General features: G+C 69.1%; 5 protein-coding genes and 1 tRNA gene. 3 read left to right on the top strand and 3 right to left on the bottom strand.

Features of this window, described 5'->3' with window-relative positions; all coding sequences use genetic code 11:
* Positions 1-310, top strand: a 310-nt coding sequence (locus ACWJ6R_RS31660; RefSeq protein WP_449065738.1) for a hypothetical protein, incomplete at its 5' end; no start/stop codon positions are given.
* A gap of 230 nt (positions 311-540) precedes the next feature.
* On the opposite strand, the gene ACWJ6R_RS31655 is transcribed toward ACWJ6R_RS31660, so the two are convergent.
* A tRNA-Arg gene (locus ACWJ6R_RS31655) sits at positions 541-616 on the bottom strand.
* Between the two features lie 206 nt (positions 617-822).
* Here ACWJ6R_RS31655 and ACWJ6R_RS31650 point away from each other — a divergent pair.
* Together ACWJ6R_RS31650 and ACWJ6R_RS31645 are read left to right on the top strand one after the other, a co-directional pair.
* The gene (locus tag ACWJ6R_RS31650; protein WP_449065737.1) at positions 823-1,533 is read left to right on the top strand and encodes a hypothetical protein; all 711 of its coding nucleotides are present in this window, start codon (positions 823-825) and stop codon (positions 1,531-1,533) included.
* A 241-nt stretch (positions 1,534-1,774) separates the two neighbouring features.
* Positions 1,775-2,926: a D-alanyl-D-alanine carboxypeptidase family protein gene (locus ACWJ6R_RS31645; protein WP_449065736.1), complete on the top strand. Its 1,152-nt coding sequence runs from the start codon at positions 1,775-1,777 to the stop codon at positions 2,924-2,926.
* A gap of 63 nt (positions 2,927-2,989) precedes the next feature.
* Here the strand turns inward: ACWJ6R_RS31645 and mscL are convergent, their stop codons facing one another.
* Both mscL and ACWJ6R_RS31635 read right to left on the bottom strand, forming a co-directional pair.
* The gene (gene mscL / locus ACWJ6R_RS31640; protein WP_449065735.1) at positions 2,990-3,394 is read right to left on the bottom strand and encodes a large conductance mechanosensitive channel protein MscL; all 405 of its coding nucleotides are present in this window, start codon (positions 3,392-3,394) and stop codon (positions 2,990-2,992) included.
* An 83-nt stretch (positions 3,395-3,477) separates the two neighbouring features.
* A partial coding sequence (locus tag ACWJ6R_RS31635) for an RcpC/CpaB family pilus assembly protein (protein WP_449065734.1) occupies positions 3,478-3,961 on the bottom strand: 484 nt, incomplete at its 5' end.

The following is a 3,961-nucleotide window of genomic DNA, read 5'->3' as shown; positions in this document are numbered from 1 at the left end:
GACCCTCACCTCCAAGGGAACCCAGATGAGGACAATCCCTCACAAAACTCCCTCTAAGAACGCAATGCAAAACGTTGAGGTGATTGTCTCGCCTTGTAGTGAGGCGGCCTTCCTCATGTTGCCCTCTAAGACTTGGTTCGTGGTAGTTCGTAAAGGTGGCCTGGACTGGACTCCTGGGCCTGATCCGTCACCTGCGTCGCAGGACTTCCTCTTCCAGACCTATGGGACGTTGGCGAAGGATGGAGGGCAAGAGATCAGATTTGCGCGGATGGGGCTGGCTGAGGAGCCGATCAGCAGCTGTGCTTCCTGAGCTGCTGGTGTGACTGTGACTGCTACGTGATGCTTCGTGGTCAGGGCGAAGGTCGGGAAGGCTGGGAGCGTCGGATCAGTTGCTGATCTGTACAGATGACTTCAAGATCATCCCGTGCATATTCCGTAAACGGCGACTCAGGGCCGCTCGCGGTGGCCTACAGCTGCGCAAGGGTGCACGCCGTACTGGGGAAGGACCCCCAGGTCAGGCGGTGGATGGCAAGGTCACGATGGTGCCCCCGGCATGATTCGAACATGCGACACCCGCTTTAGGAGAGCGGTGCTCTATCCCCTGAGCTACGGAGGCAAGGGCTGCCTGTAAGAGTAGCGAAGATATCGGGCCTGTGCCCAGTCGGGGAGAGAGCGGGATGGCGGGGGCGGGTCATCGCTTGCCTGAGATGGGTCAAAGGGATGGCAAGCGGGTGAGCCATCAGGGTGTCGGCATGGCTACTGTCACGCTCTGTGATCAGAATGCGGCGGAAGCGGATTCCCGGTCGTCGAGCATCGCGGCCGATGGTGCTGGGCGTGGCGATGCTGGTGCCGGCCCTGCTGGCGGGAGGCCTCATGGCCGCCGAGGTCGCCGGCTATGACCTGGCGGTGGGCGGGGTCGCCGTGGACGCGGAGTCGTGGGAGGCGCCCGATGGCGGCGTGCCGGTCGCAGCCGCATCGTCCGGGGACTCCAGGGCCCCTCTCTCCATCGGGGCGGTCGAGGGGCATCCGGCGGAGGGCGCACCGCCCGGAAGCGCGCTGAACGGCGATACGGCGACCGCCGGTACGGTGATCCGGAGCACGGTGACGGAGAGCGAACCGGTCGGGAACCGGATGACGGAACCCCGGCTGGTGCCCCCGCCGTTGCGCCCCTATCGGGTGTACGACGGCTGGATGCCGCCGGATGTGGTCAGCCTGTCCTACTCCCGGTCGGCGGACTCCTCGGAGAGGGCCGGAGAAGCGGCGGAGACCGCCGACAGGAGGCGGAAGCGGCGGGCCTCCGGCCGTGGCGGGGAGCCGCCGAAGGGGGCGCACGAGCCGGATGCGGTGCGCCCGCGGGAACCCGTGGAGCCCGCGGGCGGGGAGACGCCGGACCGGTCGCCCGCACCGTCCCCCACGCCCTCACCGACACTGCCGCCCGAGGAGCCGGCGGACACGGAGGCGGAGTGCTCGCAGGAGTGGCGGGACACCTGGCTCTGGGAGATCTGCCTGGACGGCAACCGGCAGAAGATCTGAGATCTCGAGACCGGCGGCAGGCCGGAGATCGCCCGCGATCTGCCCGGGTGGAACCGGCGGGAAGCCTGGGGCGGAGCTTGCAAAATGGGGCGTTCGGCGCATAGCGGCTGCGAGGAGTCTGGCTCGGGCATCCGGTGAGCTGTAGTAACGTGCGTGCCTGACCCGGGTCACGAGTTCGCAAACGGAGGGGTCGAACGTGCTACCTCGTCGATCAGCGGGTCTGATCGTCGTTGTCGCGACGATGACTTCCCTCGTACCGGGGGTCGCCGCCGCGCAGCGGTCACCGGTGAAGGCCGGGGCCGCCGCACCGCAGGTGCACGCTGAACCCCAGGCCGCCGCGGGCCGGACGGCGCACTCTCCGACCGGCCTGAGGTCCCCGGCCGGCGTACGGCAGGGTGCGCCCGCAGAGGCCCGGGCCTCCGCCCGGCGCGATCCGGTGAACCTCACGGAGCTCCGCCGGGACGCCGAGAAGGCGGCGAAGGACCTGGAGGCCGCCACCAAGGCCCTGGAACAGCGGCGCGCCAAGATCCGTGAGGCGCAGAAGGCGCTGACCGCCAAGCTGCGGGAGCTGCAGACCGCGGAACGGGCCTTCGCCCAGATGCGGCAGCCGCTGTCCGATCTCGCCGGGCTGCTCTACCAGCAGCCGGTCGGAGGGGACGTCGCGGGCCTGTTGTCCGGGGACTCCGACGGCGACACGCTGCGCGCCATGACGGATGTCACCCAGCTCATCGCCGAACGGGACCAGGTGCTGGAGGAGAGCAGCCGCCTGCAGGCCGAGCGCGAGCGGCTGGCGGCCGAGGCGCAGGAGCTGCGGGCGGGGACACTGCTGGCGGAGGCCCAGATGGGGGCCGAGATCAAGACGCTCCAGGCGCGTTCGGACAAGCTGGTGAAGACGCTCACCAAGGCGCTTGTGAAACTGGGCATCAAGATCGACAAAGTCGGGCGGGCGGCACTCGGGTGTGATCCGACGAAGGTGAACTCGGCGGGTGAGTTCCCCAACGGACTGATCCCGAAGGCCTACCTGTGCCCGCTCCAACAGCCCGGCCACCAGCTCAGGGCCGACGCGGCGATCGCGTTCATCAGCATGAACGAGTCCTACCGCAAGAGGTTCGGCAAGCCCATGTGCGTCACGGACGCCTACCGGAGCCTGGCTGAGCAGCAGTCGGTCTACTACCGCCGTCCCGGCCTGGCCGCCGTTCCGGGCCGCAGCAACCACGGTCTGGGGCTCGCCGTGGACCTGTGCGGGGGTGTGCAGAACTTCCGTTCGGCGGAGTTCAACTGGGTGGAGGCCAACGGCAAGAAGTTCGGGTGGTTCCATCCCCAGTGGGCTTACTCCAGCCCTTTCGAGCCGTGGCACTGGGAGTACGACCCGAAGCTCGGCTCGCTCCTCTGACCTCCCGCTGGCCTCCGCCGGCCTCCCGCCGGCCGGGATCCCGACCGGTCGGCGAGAGCCCGGTCACGTCATCGGGGAGACCTGGGCGGTGCAGTGGCGGCAGCGGACGGCGGCCTTGGGGATCTCCGAGAGGCACTCGGGGCACTCGCGCAGCTTCGTCTCCTCCGGCGTGGCGAACCGGGCGGTGATCCTCTCATAGGGGGTGATGACCAGGAAGTAGATGACTGCGGCGATCAGCAGGAACGAGATCACCGCGTTGAGGAAGTTGCCGTAGGTGAGCTCCCCGGCGCCGATGTTCAGCTTCAGGTGACTGAAGTCGGGCTTGCCGACGATCGCCGCGATGAGCGGGTTGATGAGGTCTTTGACGAACGACGTCACGATTGCGGTGAAGGCGGCGCCGATCACCACGGCGACGGCGAGGTCGAGCACGTTGCCGCGCATCAGGAACTTCTTGAATCCACTCAGCATGACCACTCCTTGACCGGGGCCTGCCGGCCTCCGGGGTCGTTCGTCTTCGGGGGTGCGGGCGCTATTACCCTGTCATGGCCTGATCATTGCCGGGGAGAGGTGATCGTGATGGACAGCCGGCCGCCGGACTGGGCGGAGGCCAGCTCGATCGCCTGATCCGAGGTCGTGGCCAGCATGAGGAGCGTGTCCCGGTCGCTCTCGCTCGCGGGGACGGTGAGCACGGGGACGCCCTCGGCCACGATCCGGGCCGGGGCGGAGGAGCCGTCCCAGCCGGTCGGCGCGGCGAGCACGTTCACCACGTCTCCGGGGGACAGCAGGCGGGCGCTCTCGGGATCGGCGACGCGGACCGGCGTGGCGACCGTGCCGGGCGGATGGGCGGCCAGCAGGCTCGGGCCGAGCAGGCGGACGTCGGTGAGAGGTTCCCCGCGCCGCGCGGGGCCCGCCAGAACCCGCCCGGCGACCGGCGTACCCGGCCGCAGAGCGCCCTCGGGGGCCGTACCGGGGCCGCAGGGGCGACCGGTCGCACGGTCGGTGGCCGACAGGGACACCGCCGGGCAGGTCGCCGGG

This window comes from Planomonospora algeriensis (assembly GCF_977012225.1).
Note: the sequence above shows the minus strand (reverse complement) of the source record. Positions and strands in the feature narration are given on the sequence as shown.